We start from the raw sequence: 16,694 nt of genomic DNA, 5'->3' as shown, positions 1-16,694 counted from the left end.
ATGTTTAGAAAATCACTATTATTGTTCTTGACAGTTTGTTCCCTGCAACTGTCATCGGCTCAAGATAATCCCTTGAAAAGTTTTCCAACGGGATCCACTCCAAAAGAAGTCGGAAAACGATTGGCCAATCATTTTGTGGGCAGCCGACATGATCTTTACGCCGGAAAATGGATGCATTATGCAAGCGTATGTTCGTGGAATGGTGCCATAGACTACGCTTTGAAAGTTAACGACAAGAAGCTTATAAAACAGCTAGAAGACAAATTTGAGCCTTTCTTCACATATGAAAAGGCGCTCTTGCCGCCGATGAACCATGTGGACTACAATATGTTCGGAAGTCTTGCTCTGAAACTATTTCAAATCAATAAGGATCAGCGCTACAAAGAACTAGGCTTAAAATATGCCGATACACAATGGGAAGTTCCCGCAAATGTTAAAGCAGAAGAAAAGGCCTGGGCAGACAAAGGGTATTCCTGGCAGACCCGCCTTTGGATAGACGATATGTACATGATTACAGTAGTTCAGGGCGAGGCCTATAAAGTAACCGGCGACAAGAAGTACCTTGACCGTGCTGCCAAAGAAATGGTTATGTACCTGGATGAACTACAACGCCCGAACGGATTATTCTATCATGCACCTGATGTACCGTATTATTGGGCGCGTGGCGATGGCTGGATGGCTGTAGGCATGCCCGATCTTTTACGCATAATGCCCGAAGACCATCCAGATCGTCCTCGCATCATGGAAGGCTATCTGAAGATGATGAAAAGCCTGAAAGAGCACCAACAACCGAGCGGCATGTGGAACCAATTGATCGATGAACCTACATTTTGGGCAGAAACTTCTGGAACAGCCATGTTCACCTATGCGTTTATCATTGGTGTCCAGAAAGGCTGGTTGGATGCTGCGGAATATGCGCCGGCTGCGCGAAAGGCTTGGCTAGCTATGATCCCCTATATCGATGAGCGTAATAATGTGACCGAAGTTTGCATCGGCACGGGCAAAAAGAACGATAAACAGTACTATTACGACCGACCGCGTAATCCTGGAGATCTGCATGGGCAAGCACCTTATCTTTGGTGCGCGGCCGCTCTCCTAGGAAAATAGGGTTATGAGCATATGTTTTGTAACGGTTAAAATGAACAGTATGCATTTCGGTATTTTAAGATTACTGGCTATTTCTTGCTTACTTTTAATTACAACATTTGCAGAGGCACAACAAGGCTTACCCGATTGGGCTTTAGGTCCCTTCGTGCGGCCGGAAGGCGCTAACCCCGTCATCTCTCCCGATCCGACAAGCACCTTTTTCGATCCGATGAGTAAACAAGAAGTAGCTTGGGAGGCGAGTGACGTTTTCAATCCGGGAGCCGTCGTTAAAGACAACCGAATCTATGTGTTGTATCGGGGTGAAGATAAGTCCGGCACCGGGATCGGCAAGCGCACTTCGCGTTTAGGCATCGCCGAAAGCAAAGATGGTATACGCATGAAGCGGGAAAAGAAACCTGTCTTTTATCCAGATGAAGACGATCAGAAAGAAAATGAATGGCCAGGCGGATGTGAAGATCCACGTATCGCTGTTACGCGGGAAGGTCTGTATGTTATGCTCTATACCCAATGGAACCGGAAGGTTGCCCGCTTGGCAGTCGCTACCTCCCGGGACTTAAAGAACTGGACCAAGCATGGTCCTGCTTTCCAGACTGCACATAACGGTAAATTTAAAGATCTATTCTGCAAATCGGGATCTGTCGTAACGAAATTAGAAGATGGCAAGCAGGTCATCACTAAAGTCAATGGCAAGTATATGATGTATTGGGGCGAGCGTTATATGAATATTGCCACGTCGGACGATCTGATCAATTGGATCCCTACCTTAAATGAAAAAGGTGATCTGGATCTCGTTGTCACACCACGAAGAGGTTATTTCGATAGCGACATGACGGAATGCGGACCTCCGGCCCTCTTAACTGAAAAAGGCATCTTGGTGCTGTATAACGGCAAAAACAAAGGTGGCGAAGGCAGAGACACCAACTATACAGCCAATACCTATGCGGCAGGGCAAGTTTTGTTTGACCTCAACAACCCTTCTAAAGTTATAGCACGTTTGGACAAACCATTCTTTGTACCGACAGAATCTTTTGAAAAAAGTGGCCAATATCCCGACGGCACGGTATTTATCCAAGGACTTGTCTATTTCAAAGACAAATGGCTCCTATATTACGGCTGTGCAGATAGTCAAGTGGGCGTTGCCATTTATAATCCCAAAATCAGCAATTAAAAATACTACAGTACACATTATAAAAAACAGTATTATGCTTAAAAAAACATTACTTTTATGTTTAACGACTTTCTCCGTTCTGTTCTCCTTTGCCCAGCAAAAAGAACTGACGGACTTTCCAAAAGGCTATGCACCAAAGGAAGTGGGCAGACTCATCGCCTATCGTTTTGTGTATATGGGCAATGCTTTGCACGCCGGAAAATGGATCGGCTACCCACAGACGTTCTACTGGAAAAGTGGTCTCAACTTTGCCGAATTGACGCAGGACAAATATCTTACTAAATATTTACAAAACCGCTTTGAACTCCTTTTCGACATCCAAAGGACGATATCCCCAGTCCAGCAATCCGTTTTCCACTGCCTGCTCAATGAAATAAGGCCTCAAGCCTAATCGCGGAACAGCACTATTTATATTGTCTCTCACAAAACCCTGAATACTATCAGTTACCTGACTATATGCCTTGCCATAGCATAGACATATGCATGCAATTATTCTAATTATCTTCATTATCCCTCCTACATTAATCATACATAAATGTGTTATCGGATTTAATGTAGGGATCCGCACCTTCAATTATGGATTGGATCAATGCTGTATCCATACCTTTGTTCTTCGGAACAGCATAAAAACGTCCGTTTTTGATAAACACCACATTACCAACTTGGTCTACTCTAAAAAAATAGGCATTTATCAATGGAGGATTTTCTCCAACGACTACCGGAAACTTCCGTCCCTTAGCATTTACAAAATCTGGCACACGCGTGTGCCAAATTGGAATCGTTTCATATTAGGGTAGTTACAAGAGTGTAAACCAAAAAAAGTGCTTCCTTCATCAGAAAACACCTTTCAAAACTTATAGAATGTTAAAACTATTTCAGCCTTTCTATTTCCTCTATAGGATTGTCTTTTAGGGAAATAAGACATCAGCAACCCGGACGGAAGTATCGCTTCGGCGGACGGAAGTGTTAGGTCGTTGGGCAGGAGAATCACTTCGTCGTCCGTCAAAATCGTTTCGTTGTCCTACCTGATGAAACTTCCGGCCATCTTTTTCGCCTCGGCATATGGGGTGACTATTCCGTTGCCCAAAACAAACGTATTGTCGTATGCCGAGAACATTTTCGTGCACAGAAGTTTGCTGACCATGCACAGGGATATGCGCAAGAAGGACAACAGTCTCGTCTCGCGAGAGGGAAAAACGAATATCCAGGACAGGGAGATAAACAAGAAGGCCGACTTCATGGTCTCGGTGGGCAAATGCATTGCAATCCCATACGAAAGAACGACATCCTTGCCCCGCGTACTGTTCAAGTCGTACGACGACAGCACACCGGTGCGCGGGAAAACAGCAAAGAGATATTTCACCGTGTCTTTGTGCATATACATGTGAATACCTGCACGTAACATATTGACATTGTTCCCTGACATAGTTAATATGTCAAGTGAGCTATTGCTTATGTTACGTGACTTTGCCATCCGCTACAAGGATGCAGTCATTCATGCACGGAACATCTCTGAACAGTGCCGTGCAGTCATTGACCATTCAAAGGACATTGTCGCCGTGTCAGGCAACAAGTGTATTTTGACACTGTTCAAAACTAACAACTACAGTAACTTGTTGATTATGTCACTGTACATAGTCGTTAAGTACATGGTGGGCGGGGCTATGTACATGTACAAAATGGGAGGATTTGACATTTACGATAAGCTTTTCTTCTTCACATTTGAGACGCTCTTGTTTTTCAGATTCTTGACCTGTGCACGCATGACTTCTAACGAAATTTTGGATTTTTCGGAGTTGGCTTTGATCGCCAACCTGTCCATTTCCACAAATGATATTTTGTAATTCTGATTTAACATCTTTCATCAATATTATTTGTACAAAGACAAGTATACAAATTATAAATCAAACGCATCTAAAATATCTGCACACTCGCACGGGACACGGCCTTACGGCTGGTGTTCTTACTGTAACGTGCAGTAATCTGGTCTTCAGGAAATCGAATCTGAGTTGAAGATGATGAGATATCAAGTGGTAGCGGTGAGCACCGACAGATGCAGATCTAACTTTCGCAAAAGCTATGGACATTGCCTAAATTCCGATGGACTATGAACAAGCAGCATTTTAACAAAAGATCACTTCACCACCACCGGATGGATGGCATCGCCGAAAATACGAATAACACCATCTGCTGAAAACTCCATGTCGTTTATATAAGACGTGCGCGGCCCTACACTATTTTCGCTAGCATGCGCATGATAAATATATTTAAATCCACCATTGGGGGTAACGAAAGGCGCACCATGCCCTGTCCCAACCAGCCCAGAGGCTGCTGGCATATCCCGGCGTAAAATAGGATTTCCTTCGTACTTCTTCCAAGGTCCTTTTGGCGATGTAGCTGTGGCATACCCGACAGCGTAATCTTTACTCTCGAAATGGTTAGCCGAATACATCAAATAGAAAGTATCACCGCGCTTAAGCACTGATGGTCCCTCCGCAATCGTCCCTTGTTTTCTCTCCCATGGCTCTTGCGCACGGATACATTCGGTCAGGGTCTCTGGTTTGATACTTCTTAAGTCGTCGTCCATTTCGGCTACCCATATCACATTGCCTCCCGTAAAGCGTACAAAGTAAAGATAAGGTGTACCATCCTCATTAATATAAAAGTGCGTATCGATCGCTTTTTCACTTACAATAGGCTTTTGTTCCTGTTGTATAAATGGTCCCTCAGGCTTACTAGATGTTGCTACGCAGATATGCTCATCGACCGAATAGAACATATAAAACTTATTTTTCGATTCCACGTAATAAACTTCCGGCGCCCAAAACCACCTGTCGCCCCAAGAATTCTCTGGAGATAACGCCAAATGCTCGCTACGTTTCCAATGTTTTAAATCTTCGGAGATATAAACTTCAAAACCGTTGACCCGCGTTCCGTAGGCGTAATATGTACCGTTGTGATACAATACGTAGGGATCTGCAATGGGTAATTTATTTTCGATTATTTCGACCTCCGTCGACGTCTTGTTTTGTTCGGGAGGTACTGTAGAATTGCTACTGCTTTTGCAAGACCAAAACAGTAGAATCGCCAACATGAAGTATTTGCTTGTCATGCCCCTACTTCTTAATGCTAAAACGATAAATACTAGAACTTACAAACTTCTCTCCCGGCTCCAACACCGTCGAAGGCCAAGCTGGTTTATTAGGGGAATCCGGATAATGTTGAGGCTCCAGACAGAGGCCGGTTTGTTTATGGTAATCTATTCCCTTCTTCCCTCTTCGCGAGCCGTCTAACATATTGCCACTATATACTTGTATACCTGGTTCTGTCGTGTATATATTGAGCAATATGCCTGTAGTCGGCGCATATACCCGAGCTGCGGGGATTTCCAGTTTACCTTTCGTCTGTAGAACGTAATTATGGTCAAAACCTTGTGCGAGTTGCAACTGTTCATGTGAACGATCACGTGCCAAGGCGGCCCCGATCGAAACAGCATTCGTAAAATCAAATGGGGTGTTAGCCACTTTTTCTAATACTCCCGTTGTGATAAGTTGGCTATCCAATGGTGTATAAGCATCCGCATGGACTAAAAGAACATGGTCTAATACGGTGTTCTCTGGGGTACCCGACAAGTTAAAGAAACTATGGTTTGTCATGTTGATAACCGTTTTCTTATCGGTCTCTGCGAAATAATCTATTTTTAATGCATGCGGTTCGCTTAAAGTAAAGGTTACCTTAACATTTACCTCGCCCGGGAAACCTGATTCCCCATCTCTCGACACATAACGCAACACGAGTAAACTATCCGATGGCTGTTCCGCGTCAAACACCTGATTTTGCCAGCCCGCCGCTCCGCCATGAATCGTATGTGCACCATTATTTAAATCAAGCGAAATGGTATCGCCGTCCAGCACAAATTCCCCATAGGCAATTCTGTTGGCAAACCGACCTACGGTAGCACCAAATGAAGACGGTTTATCAACGTATTCCTGTATATTATCAAAACCTAAAACGACGTCGTGCAGCGCTTCATCGCGACCAGGAACCATTAAAGAGACGACCCGGCCACCGTAATTTGTGATACACACCTCTGCGCCCGAGTTATTTTTCAAGACGAATAAATCTGTTTTTTTACCGTTTATATGGCTCTGAAAGTTCTTTCGTTCAAGACCGGAAGCGGTTTTCTCCTCGTACGTACCTTCGCAAGAACCTAATAAGGCTGATAAGAGTACGATAAGTAACGATGTATTTTTCATGGCTGTGTTGTGACAAGGTTTATAAAAGCTCAAATATGTCAAAAAATATAGGCTATTACAATCAAAATCGTCTCATTATAGCAGGAATTTGTCTCAAAAGCTTTTTTCCATTGCCCATTATAAAAACTTCTCCTATTTTTATAAGATAAACCTGTTTACATGTCCGCAAAATGTTGGTTGTTTCTACTGCTGTGTTTTTCCTATACGTTCCTTAATGGAGCTCCCCCCTATTATTTCAATCATTTTCAGGTCAACAGGGGGCTCTCGAATAACGCTATATTGTGCAGCGTACAAGATAAGGACGGCTTTATTTGGTTTGGCACCAGGGATGGTTTGAACAGGTTTGATGGCTATCGCTTCAAGAATTATTTCCATGAATCAGAAAACGAAAAAAGTTTAGGGAGCAACCTGATCCACAGCCTCATGGTTCGCGAAACAAACGAAATATGGGTGGGAACGGATCAGGGCATTTATATATACGATCCCCAGCAGGAGGAATTTTCGCTTTTTGATAAAGTTTATAAAAGTGAAAGCTTACAGATTTCGGAAGACCGTCAGGGAAATATCTGGTTTATTTCCAATAGTAGTCTGCATAAATATGATCCCAAAACTCAAAAAGTGGATAAAACATACGCAGAGCGGTGGAAGGAAAAAACGCACGCCTTCTGTATCGATCAGAATGACGAAGTCTGGGTAGGATTGAAGGAAAGTATCTGCCATGTGAGCAGCGGGAAGGAGTACACTTTTTCTAGTGATAAGCAATTTAAAGGCGGTGTGGAAGAGCTGTTTGTAGACCACAACAACGATATTTGGATCGGGACGTCCCACCATGGCGTTTATAAGTGGAACAGAGACACAGAAACTAGCCAGCATATCGTCAAGGAGTTCGGCAATAAACCGCTCTATGTTCGAGCAATAACGCAAATAAACGACAATCAGCTCTGGATAGGAACTGAAAGTGGCCTCATCGTCCATGAAATGGATACAGATAAAAGTACACATATCACACATGAAAAAGATAACCCGTGGAGTCTTTCGGATAACGCCATTTATGCTGTTATGAAGGATAACCAAGACGGGATATGGATAGGTACTTTTTTCGGAGGAATAAATTATTATCATCCTCAGCATAACCTCTTCGAAAAGATATTTCCCCGCAACTCGCCCAACGCTATAGGGGGGCATGCTGTCAGGGAGATTGTAGAAGACAAGCAAAAAAATCTTTGGATAGGAACCGAGGATCAAGGGCTAACTTATTGGAATCAACAAACCAATAGTTTCGTCAATTTCGGACCAGCAGATGGCTTAGCGCACTCCAATATACATGGGCTACTAATTTCTGGGGACAGCCTGCTTATCGGCACGTTCTTTCAAGGTCTCGACGTCATTGACGTAAGAAGCAAAAAGGTAATTGGCCATTTCGACTCCAATAATACCAACCAAGCGTTAAAAAGCAATTTTATTTATCATATCTACAAAACCGCTAAAGGTGAAATTCTGTTAGCCACTGCCCCTGGGATTTTTCAGTTTATTCCCGGAGAAAATCGCTTTGTGCGTTTTACAGCGGCTCCAGGACATATTTTTTTCACGTCTATCTTCGAGGACAAGGAGCATACATTATGGTTCACCACGTGGCGCGACGGGCTGTATATGCTCCGTTCTGGAGAAGAAAAACCGATACGATTTATACATGACCCCAAAAATCCGTCTTCGATTAGCAGTAACCGCGTGAATCGCGTGTTTCAAGATTCAAAGGGCCAAATTTGGGTGGCGACAGAGAGCGGATTATGCCTTTACGACAAAAAAAAGCAGTCTTTTAAACGTTTCACGTCAAAAGACGGTTTGCCGAGCAACCTTATTTTAGCTATGCAGGAGGATGATTCTGGGAACCTTTGGATATCGACAACAAGGGGATTGGTCAGAATGGATATCCGTTCATACAGCATCGATACTTATAAGCTGGAACACGGCCTGCTAGACCTCCAATTTAATTATAACTCTGCCTTCAAGGATTCTAAAGGGTTACTTTATTTTGGCGCATCCAAAGGGCTGATCAGGTTCAATCCGTCATCCGTCACCGATCTTTACAAAACAGATTTCGAGACTCCCATCTACATTACCGGCATCCAGACAAACCAGCATGAGCTGACGATAGAAGACAAAACCAGCGCACTTTCCAAATCGATCCTTTATACGGAAAAAATAAAACTAAAATACGATGAGTCCACCGTTAGTCTCGATTTTGTTGCGTTAAATTTTGCATCGGCAAATTCGACATCCTATTTATATAGATTGGTCGGGCTAGATACTACCTGGACCTTTTTGCGGAACAATACCAAAGCAAATTTCACAAAAATTCCCCCAGGGAAATATATGTTCGAGGTTATGGCTGCTGACGCCAACAAGACGCCTATTTCAAATATCAAGTCGTTAGAAATCGTCATACTTCCTCCTTTTTGGGCTAGCGTCCCCGCTTACATTATTTATGCGTTGTTCTCTCTGGGGTTAATTGGTATGGTGCTCTATTGGTATGATCAGAAAATGAAAGAAAAGAATAGACAACGACTAGAGAAAATCAAAGCACATAAGGAAAAAGAACTTTACAAGGCTAAGATGGACTTCTTCATGCAGATAACCCACGATATTAAAACACCCTTGACGTTGATCAAAGCACCACTTGAAAAAATAATGTTGGGCACGGAACCTAAAAAGTCAGAAAAGTGGTTAAAAACGATTCATCAAAATACAGAGAAACTGCTCTCCATGACCGATAATCTACTGGATTTTAGAAAAGTAGAGAGTAACGAATTTTCGCTAAAGCTAAAAAAACAATCGATCAGTTCACTTATTCTAATATGTTTACAAGATTTCACCCCCTTCATAGAGAGTAAAAAAATTAAGGTATCCAAATCATTAGATCGAAAGCTGGAAGCGAATATAGATATTGAAGCTATGTATAAGATTATCTCTAACCTCTTGTCTAATGCATTTAAATATGCCGAAAAAGAAGTTCACGTCAACCTCTACAAAAAAATAGACAACACCCATTTCTGTCTGGAAGTCAAAAACGATGGTATGCTATTGTCCGACGAGGAGATGACACAGATTTTCGAACCATTTCAACGCGCCAGCACACATTACCGCGTTAAAGGGTCGGGACTCGGGCTCGCACTAGCTTATTCATTTACTTCTTTGCATGGTGGCACATTGGTTTATAAAAAGAATTCAGAAAATTTGAATATATTTGTTTTAGAGATACCATTATAAATGCTATGCATATCGATTTGGGAATAGAAAAGTCCGTTATTTTGTTAGCTGATGACCACGTGGACATCTTGGATTTTATAGCGGATGACTTAGAGGAGAAGTATGAGGTCGTCAAAGCGCTTAATGGACAAGAGGCTTTGGAATACGTGTATGCACATGACGTGGACCTGATCGTCAGCGACATTATGATGCCGCAGTTAAACGGCTATGAATTCTGTACTAAACTGAAAGACGATGAGAAGTACAGCCATATACCTTTTATTATGTTGACGGCGAAGAATAGTCTGCAATCAAAAATAGAAGGGTTGGAATATGGAGCGGATGCCTATATTGAGAAACCCTTTTCGCCCAACTTTCTAGAGGCCCAAATAGCAAGTCTACTACGTAATAGAAAGCATGTAAAAGATCATTTCCAACGAACCCCTAGTAGCCCCTTGGATATCAGCGGACACAACAAATCCGACCAAGTCTTCTTAAAAAAACTCAATAAACTGATTTTAGAAAACATGGCCGATCCTGCGCTCTGTGTAGATATGCTGGCTGATCGATTGCATATGAGCAGACCGACGCTCTATCGGAAAATAAAGGTATTATCCGATTTATCTCCGAATGAGCTTATAAACCTAACGCGATTAAATAAAGCCACTCAATTACTAATAGACGGCGAACATAAGGTTTATGAGATTGCTAACCTACTTGGTTTCAGCACCGCCTCGCATTTTTCCCGAAATTTCCAAAAACAATTCGGGATAAGCCCAAAAGACTACGCGGCAAAGCATAAATAACGGGAGGGGCAAAAGGGCTATGGGGCACCACGCTCTCGCATCGGTGCCGGGTGTCGCGCCAGAATGGCCTGAAGCGCCTTAAGCACATCCTGCCTTTCTTTAGCGATATTTTCGACTTCGCGCAGTCCATGCTGATAATCGTATAACTCATATTCCACCGTTCCGGTGGTTTGCCCGATTTTCTTCCATTCCACCATCCGATAGCGGTCGGTACGGATAGCCCGTCCCAATCGTCCTCCTCTGGGAAAACTATGATAGGCATGATCCCGGACACGAGCTTCGGGATCCTTGAGTACGGGTACCATGCTCAAACCGTCCAACGGCTGCGGCACCTTCGGAGCCGGCAATCCAGCAAGTTCCACCAACGTGGGGTAGATATCGACCGTCTCGGTCAGCTGCGCGGTATGCGTACCGGGCTGTACCATGCTCGGTGCAGCGATAATCAATGGTATATGGTTCGCCAACTCGTAATTGACGTGCTTCGTCCACATGCCCATATCACCGAGCATATAGCCATGATCGCCCCAGAGTACGACGATCGTATTTTCATCGAGGCCAAGCGCACTAAGCTCATCCAGCACCTTGCCTACCTGAGTGTCTACATAACTGACGCCGGCGTAATAGCCGTGTATCAACTTACGGGTAAGGCTGTCCGGGAAGGCTGCTTCCGTAACTCTTTCCGGAATGGGGACATACTGATCGATCTCTACGCCGTATTTCACTGCATATGAGGGCGTTCCTTCCGGTCGGACGCTATGCCTAGGTAATGGTAATTTCGATTCTTCATACAGCGCCCAGTATTTCTCAGGCACAGAAAACGGTAGGTGCGGCCGGGCGAAACCTACGGCCAAGAAAAACGGCTGGTTTGGTTGAGATTTCAATTCCCGGAGGCGATCAACCGCCCGCTGCGCGACACGACCATCTGCATAGGCGTCGTCGGCAACGTCAGGTGACTCCCAAGCGAACCCACGGGGCAATCCTCGCGCTTCCTGATTCGAAAAGAGTGCTTCTTCGCGTGTGAACCCCAACGCTTTGCTAGCTGAATCAACGTACTCGATGACCAGCTCCTTGTGGTGTGGTACACTCCAAGACTGTTCATCTGCGTATGTACCATGACCAATATGAAACACCTTACCCATGGATTCGGTGTGGTAGCCGTGCTGCTTGAAATATTGCGGCAATGTCACGGCATCTGGATAATAGTCTCGGAAATTTTGTCCGAAACCGTAAATCCCAGACGAGGTAGACCTGCTACCCAATAAGAGGTTAAACCGTGATGGCGCACAAACCGCTTGGTTGGAATACGCTTGCTCAAACCGGAAGCCTTGTGCTGCCAGTTTGTCCATGTTCGGAGTAATTGCTACAGAATCTCCGTACGCCCCTATAGCCGGGCGCAAGTCATCGACAAGAATGAACAGGATATTAGGCTTCTTCTCTTGTGCCCCGAGAAGAAGTGACAACACCATCGATGCCGCTATTAAAAAATAAACTTTCCTGTTCACCCCGCTTTAATTACCTTTTCCTGTTCTTTCCTATTTTTTTCAATCGTACCGGATACCTCGGCCAACCGGCGGATTACTTACGGCCCTCAATTGTGGCTGCCAAAATAATATGGAGCTGTTCCTGACTCGCTAGGATATAGAAAGTCAGGAAAATACCCTACCTACCGAACAACATGCTGGTATAGCACTTCATGCATCTTTTTAAGCTCCGCTTCCGGAATTTTAATCACTTTCCGATCATAGGTCATCAAGCCATTAGTTTCCACCTCAACGTCCGTTGTCTGCGTGTAAACACCTGCTGATAAACCTCGCTTGATCAGGGCATCTAAATCGTTTACCAGTTCTTGATAACGTTCCTTAAGTTCTTCTTTACTCTTGAAAGATTGGTAACCCCAATTATCTTTCTCTTGCCATGTATGACCTTCCACCGGTAACCCTAAGCCCCCAAATTCGCCCAAAGCCAATACAAATTTGTCACCAAAAAGATTCGGATCAGGCATAGCCGCACCGGGGTAGTTATGGATATCCAATATATGTCCGATAAAGGCGAAATTACCTCCACTGGCACTGTTCACTAACCGCGATGGGTCATAGTCCATTGTCCATTCCGTAATTTCTTTTGTTTTAAACTGGCCCCATGCTTCATTGAAAGGAACCCACACGACAATACTCGGAAAATTGTGCAGTGCGTCCATAATTTCTTTCCACTCCTTTCTATAGATTGCCTCAGATTCAGGAGTACGATCCTTATCATGAACACCATTGGAGATTTTACCGGGCTGCATGTCCCAGATATTTCCGCCAAGATCACCACTCGGCATATCTTGCCAGACCAAAATGCCAACGCTGTCACAGTGACGATACCAACGCGCAGGCTCTACTTTGATGTGCTTACGGATCATGTTAAAACCCATTTCCTTCGTTTTGATTACATCAAATTTCAATGCCTCATCACTAGGCGCTGTGTGTAGACCGTCTGGCCACCAGCCCTGGTCCAGTGGACCATAATGGAATACAAATTCGTCATTCAAATACATGCGCTGAATACCATCGCTGCCTTTTTCCATGCTTATTTTGCGCATCGCAAAATAACTCTTGGCTTCATCGACCACTTTTCCTTTGCGCACAATTTTGACAACTAGGTCGTATAATTTTGGATTATCTGGACTCCACAGTGTGGGATTCGACACCTTCAATTTAGCTTCCGAACCTATAGCAACAGAAGCATCTGCAATCTTTTGTGTGCCATCGTAAGCTTCTAAAACTAATTGGTCGCCTGCTTGTGCTCCGTCAACGTTTGCAGACACAGTCAGGGTAGACGCATCTACATCAGGGGTTTGCCTTGTTGCAAGAATATAAGTTTCCGGCACAGATTCCAACCAAACCGTCTGCCATATCCCTGTTACTGGCGTATACCAGATTCCATGGGGATTATTAATCTGCTTGCCACGCGGTTGGGGTCCATCACTTGTCGGATCCCAAACGCGTACGACAATTTCTTGATCTGCACCTTTTTTCAACACCGCTGTAATATCAAAAGAGAATGGATCGAAACCACCCTCGTGTTGGCCGATATGTTGCCCGTTCACATAGACGTCGCATTGCCAGTCTACCGCGCCAAAATGCAGTAGGGTGCGTCCTTTACGAAGTGTTTTAGGTACCGATATCGTCCTGCTATACCACAAGGCGTTCTCTTTCCCAACTTCTTTCCCCACACCGGATAAGGCGGATTCGATTGCAAAAGGGACTAATATATCGCCTTCCCAGGATGTCGGCTTTTCGGAAACGGATTTATCTACAACGGTATACTTCCATAACCCATTTAAACTTTTCCAATTGTCCTTTCGTTCCAATTGCGGTCTTGGGTATTCGGGGTGTGGATTCTTTGGATCCAGCTGTTCCCCCCAAGTGGTTAAAATTTTGTCTCCTGCTGGTTTCCAATCTTGCGCTTGTACAGCGAACCAACTGGTTGTAACTAAGCATGCAAATGCAAAAAGTCTCTTCATTATTGTTTCTATTTTGATTTCCCGGTCTATATTCCAAAAATGCAATATAAAGCAAACAAAACCTTGACCTTTCTGTTCAAAAGAGCGTCAAATCGTCTCAATGTCCATTATCTGCCCCATTTTTCAGCCAGCAACTTGATATAAAAACCTCCTACGACACTTCGCGCCTTGAAATTCTCCCGAATACCATTGGTCGTGTCATAAAAATCGTTCAACGGCACACGTGATGGTGTTTCTAAAGCATGCCGAAACACGGGTTCTATGAATTTCTCAAAGGTCGGCTGGTCGTCTGCCAAGGTCGCCGTCCACAATATCCAATCATTTTTGGTATAATTTTTCCGGCTATCCAATGGCAAGCCATAACGATTCATGCGTGGAATATAATAAGTAAGCTCTTTTTCTATCACCTCTTTCGGGAATAAGCCAAAATCCAAAACCTTGTCCCAAATTAGGTTGTATTTTTGACTCCAAGTGTTCGGGTCATCAAATGTTAACGCGTAGTGATCTCCCGCATCCGCCAACGCCATCCATTTGGGTACCATCTCTTCTGCAATTCTTTGATATTTTAAGGCGACATCCTTCAAGTCCAACATATCAGCTAGCCTCGCATAACTGGCTATGCCCATGATGGCTTTGATAGAAAGGTTAGCGTTACGTGCAAGATGACCCGCAAAATCGTCGGTACAGAGCTGCGTCTTCGGATCTAATCCCTCTTTTACCAAATAATCTACCCATTTTGTCAAAACCGTCCAATGTTCTTCTGCATACGCTGCATTCCCCTGGGCGTGGACTATAGCAGCCGTCATAATCAGCATATTTCCCGACTCTTCCACTGGCATTGGCTCTCCATAACGCTGCCCGTTAGCTAAAGGATAAGTCCCCAAATCATGCGCTGCCCAAGGATGTGGGTACTTTCCACTTTCACTGAAATAGAAAATACCATTTAGCATCCCCTGTAACAAGACGGGGTTATATATTAAGTATAATGGCGACGACGGATAGGTGACATCCACCGTATTAATAAACCCACCACTGTTATTCTCTTTGGAAAGCCACAAGACTTCCTTTTTCGGACTCTCGACCAAGGTATGCGCGGCGATACTCTGTCGGTAGGCCAGAACGCAAAGATGTGCATATTTTTCTCCGCCTGCCTGTTCTGCCTGACGCCGCAATGTTTTATCAAAATCCGTACACTCTTGCATTAATCTTCCATAGTCTCTCACTGCAGCGTGTAACTCCGTCTCGAAAGAGCGGTCAGCATTTCTGTTCCACCAAGGGCGTAAATCTTCGTTAAAATACTGAATAGCATATACTTCATCGTACCCGATGGTTAGAAAACGCTGCACCGGAGCACCTCCTACAGAACCTAAGGAAATTTCGGTATGCAGAGACAGCGATTTGCCCCGATAGGAACGCTCTTTCTTGTCGTCGGCGGCCCCTGATATATATTGTCTGACACCGTTACCCGAGGGTGCGACGACATACAAATATCCCCAATCGATGCGCATATCATCGGCAGCCTTTTGCAATATCGGTTGCTCCACCGTACCTGTTTTTAGAACAGATAATTCTCCGTCTTGATAGGCCGATGCTTCCACCTCTTGTTGGTCTGGCATATACACCGCTATATCGGAAGAAACTTCCTGATGTATGGTAACGTCGTGCTGCTTCCCATCGGTAGCCACCACCTCATAGGAGATATAGGAAACAGGCCGTGCAAGGAGATCAAGATTATCCATTAAAAGGGGCGAAGTGAAGATAACCTTCAATCCCACCGTACCGGTAGCAAACGTATAAGTCGTTTGGGTAGGATCGATTTCTATCGATGTTTGCTTCGCAACAGCTATGTCGCTCTTATCGGATGCTATACTATTTACCAGATCAAAATCTAAAAAACGGCCACCTGCCGTATTTTTCAGCTGGATCGCGAGCACATTTTTTCCTTTTCGTAGAATCCCTTTCGCTTTAGACGATATATCAAAGTATTCGAAACCATGGTTCCAACCTTCTCGTTTGAATACAAGGGTTCCATTTAGATACACTTCCACGTTATCATCATGATGTAATTTCAGGAAGAGCGGTTCGTTTTCATCGATCTTATCCAGAGAGAACTCCCGTCTTACCCAGATAGCATCTGATTCCCAAAAAGTACCTGATATGGCTTTATTATCCGATATGGGCAACACGCCTTCTCGCCAATCCGTATCATTAAAGTCCGAAACATTCCACCCTTCCGCTTGTGTCTCCATATACTTCACGAGAGGCTTCCGATTCTCGATGGTTTCAGGGATAATGGTTTTGTAACGTGGCGCCTCCTTACCCATAAAGCGATATAGCGTACCATCCACCTCCAAATACCCGGTCAAACCATGTGTAGCGCCAGTCCAATGTTCTGTCGCCTTATCCGTCAACACATCACTTGTAGACCAAATACTGAAATTTGGATTATGTGTTATCAACGGATAAGCAGGAGCCTTCCGAGCATGGTTAACCTGTCCATGGGTTGTTAATAAGGACAAAACAAAGATAACTAACCCCATGCCAACGTGTTTCCCATTATTTATAAAATTTTGAACGTTCAACATATTGTTCTCTTATAGTTT

The 16,694-nt window shown here is 44.1% G+C and carries 13 protein-coding genes; 7 read left to right on the top strand and 6 right to left on the bottom strand.

Annotation, left to right across the window (positions count from 1 at the left end; all coding sequences use genetic code 11):
• The 3 genes from C5745_RS03460 to C5745_RS03450 are packed head-to-tail and all read left to right on the top strand — an operon-like array spanning position 1 to position 2,666.
• Complete coding sequence (locus C5745_RS03460; protein WP_105715568.1) at positions 1-1,107, top strand: glycoside hydrolase family 88/105 protein; 1,107 nt, start codon at positions 1-3, stop codon at positions 1,105-1,107.
• Positions 1,108-1,111: 4 nt separating this feature from the next.
• Complete coding sequence (locus C5745_RS03455) at positions 1,112-2,275, top strand: glycoside hydrolase family 130 protein (RefSeq protein WP_243403238.1); 1,164 nt, start codon at positions 1,112-1,114, stop codon at positions 2,273-2,275.
• A gap of 34 nt (positions 2,276-2,309) precedes the next feature.
• Positions 2,310-2,666, top strand: a complete 357-nt coding sequence (locus C5745_RS03450) for a hypothetical protein (RefSeq protein ID WP_105715566.1) — start codon at positions 2,310-2,312, stop codon at positions 2,664-2,666.
• A 130-nt stretch (positions 2,667-2,796) separates the two neighbouring features.
• Here C5745_RS03450 and C5745_RS03445 read toward each other — a convergent pair whose 3' ends face one another.
• Positions 2,797-3,033, bottom strand: a complete 237-nt coding sequence (locus C5745_RS03445) for a hypothetical protein (RefSeq protein WP_105715565.1) — start codon at positions 3,031-3,033, stop codon at positions 2,797-2,799.
• Between the two features lie 216 nt (positions 3,034-3,249).
• Here C5745_RS03445 and C5745_RS03440 point away from each other — a divergent pair, with 216 nt between their 5' ends.
• The gene (locus C5745_RS03440) at positions 3,250-3,663 is read left to right on the top strand and encodes a hypothetical protein (RefSeq protein ID WP_133166282.1); all 414 of its coding nucleotides are present in this window, start codon (positions 3,250-3,252) and stop codon (positions 3,661-3,663) included.
• Positions 3,664-3,708: 45 nt separating this feature from the next.
• A complete protein-coding gene (locus C5745_RS03435) occupies positions 3,709-4,119 on the top strand; it encodes a hypothetical protein (RefSeq protein ID WP_105715563.1) in 411 nt (136 codons plus the stop codon).
• 290 nt (positions 4,120-4,409) lie between these two features.
• Here C5745_RS03435 and C5745_RS03430 read toward each other — a convergent pair whose 3' ends face one another.
• Together C5745_RS03430 and C5745_RS03425 are read right to left on the bottom strand one after the other, a co-directional pair.
• Positions 4,410-5,387, bottom strand: a complete 978-nt coding sequence (locus tag C5745_RS03430) for a glycoside hydrolase family 43 protein (RefSeq protein ID WP_105715562.1) — start codon at positions 5,385-5,387, stop codon at positions 4,410-4,412.
• A 4-nt stretch (positions 5,388-5,391) separates the two neighbouring features.
• On the bottom strand, positions 5,392-6,531 hold the full coding sequence (locus tag C5745_RS03425; protein ID WP_105715561.1) for an aldose epimerase family protein: 1,140 nt from the start codon (positions 6,529-6,531) through the stop codon (positions 5,392-5,394).
• Between the two features lie 159 nt (positions 6,532-6,690).
• Here C5745_RS03425 and C5745_RS03420 point away from each other — a divergent pair, with 159 nt between their 5' ends.
• A complete protein-coding gene (locus C5745_RS03420; RefSeq protein ID WP_105715560.1) occupies positions 6,691-9,798 on the top strand; it encodes a ligand-binding sensor domain-containing protein in 3,108 nt (1,035 codons plus the stop codon).
• A gap of 5 nt (positions 9,799-9,803) precedes the next feature.
• Entirely contained in the window at positions 9,804-10,583 is a 780-nt protein-coding gene (locus C5745_RS03415) for a response regulator transcription factor (protein WP_105715559.1), read from the top strand.
• Between the two features lie 17 nt (positions 10,584-10,600).
• Here C5745_RS03415 and C5745_RS03410 read toward each other — a convergent pair whose 3' ends face one another.
• From C5745_RS03410 to C5745_RS03400, 3 genes are all read right to left on the bottom strand, one after another.
• Positions 10,601-12,085, bottom strand: a complete 1,485-nt coding sequence (locus tag C5745_RS03410; protein WP_243403237.1) for a sulfatase — start codon at positions 12,083-12,085, stop codon at positions 10,601-10,603.
• A 161-nt stretch (positions 12,086-12,246) separates the two neighbouring features.
• On the bottom strand, positions 12,247-14,091 hold the full coding sequence (locus C5745_RS03405; RefSeq protein ID WP_105715557.1) for a glycoside hydrolase family 2 protein: 1,845 nt from the start codon (positions 14,089-14,091) through the stop codon (positions 12,247-12,249).
• A gap of 107 nt (positions 14,092-14,198) precedes the next feature.
• A complete protein-coding gene (locus C5745_RS03400; RefSeq protein ID WP_243403236.1) occupies positions 14,199-16,676 on the bottom strand; it encodes a glutaminase family protein in 2,478 nt (825 codons plus the stop codon).
• Positions 16,677-16,694 lie beyond the last annotated feature (18 nt).

This window comes from Sphingobacterium haloxyli (assembly GCF_002980525.1).
In the GTDB taxonomy this organism is placed as follows: Bacteria; Bacteroidota; Bacteroidia; order Sphingobacteriales; family Sphingobacteriaceae; genus Sphingobacterium; species Sphingobacterium haloxyli.
The sequence above is the reverse complement of the archived record's forward strand: the minus strand, read 5'-3'. Positions and strand labels throughout refer to the sequence as shown.

Bases quoted from the DNA above. Each gene is read 5' to 3' on its own strand.
- C5745_RS03460 (WP_105715568.1), top strand. From the start codon at position 1: ATGTTTAGAAAATCACTATTATTGTTCTTGACAGTTTGTTCCCTGCAA.
- C5745_RS03455 (WP_243403238.1), top strand. From the start codon at position 1,112: ATGAGCATATGTTTTGTAACGGTTAAAATGAACAGTATGCATTTCGGT.
- C5745_RS03450 (WP_105715566.1), top strand. From the start codon at position 2,310: ATGCTTAAAAAAACATTACTTTTATGTTTAACGACTTTCTCCGTTCTG.
- C5745_RS03435 (WP_105715563.1), top strand. From the start codon at position 3,709: ATGTCAAGTGAGCTATTGCTTATGTTACGTGACTTTGCCATCCGCTAC.
- C5745_RS03430 (WP_105715562.1), bottom strand. From the start codon at position 5,387: ATGACAAGCAAATACTTCATGTTGGCGATTCTACTGTTTTGGTCTTGC.
- C5745_RS03425 (WP_105715561.1), bottom strand. From the start codon at position 6,531: ATGAAAAATACATCGTTACTTATCGTACTCTTATCAGCCTTATTAGGT.
- C5745_RS03420 (WP_105715560.1), top strand. From the start codon at position 6,691: ATGTCCGCAAAATGTTGGTTGTTTCTACTGCTGTGTTTTTCCTATACG.
- C5745_RS03415 (WP_105715559.1), top strand. From the start codon at position 9,804: ATGCATATCGATTTGGGAATAGAAAAGTCCGTTATTTTGTTAGCTGAT.
- C5745_RS03405 (WP_105715557.1), bottom strand. From the start codon at position 14,091: ATGAAGAGACTTTTTGCATTTGCATGCTTAGTTACAACCAGTTGGTTC.
- C5745_RS03400 (WP_243403236.1), bottom strand. From the start codon at position 16,676: ATGTTGAACGTTCAAAATTTTATAAATAATGGGAAACACGTTGGCATG.